This window comes from Micrococcus sp. KRD070 (genome assembly GCF_017168435.1).
In the GTDB taxonomy this organism is placed as follows: Bacteria; Actinomycetota; Actinomycetes; order Actinomycetales; family Micrococcaceae; genus Micrococcus; species Micrococcus luteus.
The window spans coordinates 1-401 of sequence record NZ_JABFNH010000042.1 but is presented as its reverse complement, the minus strand read 5'-3'; the positions used below and the strand labels follow the sequence as shown (position 1 = coordinate 401).

Genomic DNA, 401 nt, shown 5'->3' with positions numbered 1-401 from the left:
TGGTATGCACTCTGCCCGCCATCGCGCTGTGGATCGGTATGAGGAAGATGCCCGAGTCGGCTCGTTGGCATCTAAGCCATGGTCAGCTTCGGGAGACCGTCGCATGCCTCAAACAGGTGCGCGTCGAAGGGGTTGATGAACCCATCGTCGATGAGGTCACTGAGATGGTTGAACTCAACGGCGAGGGCGGCAGGCTCAGTCACCGTCAGCAGTGGGCGGTCGTCATGGAGTCTCGCTGGACGCGTCGCCTCCTGCTGGTCGGGATTTTCCTTGCTGTAGTTAACCAAACCACCGGCGTCAATACCGTCATGTATTACGCGCCCAAGGTGTTGGAGTTCGCAGGAATGAGCACCCAGGCGTCGATTATTTCTCAGGTGGCTAATGGAGTCATGTCTGTTATT

At 57.1% G+C, this 401-nt stretch carries 1 protein-coding gene; it reads left to right on the top strand.

Annotated elements, in window-relative coordinates; translation table 11 throughout:
* Nucleotides 1–11: 11 nt before the first annotated feature.
* A partial coding sequence (locus J1M38_RS11485; RefSeq protein WP_274608429.1) for an MFS transporter occupies nt 12–401 on the top strand: 390 nt, incomplete at its 3' end.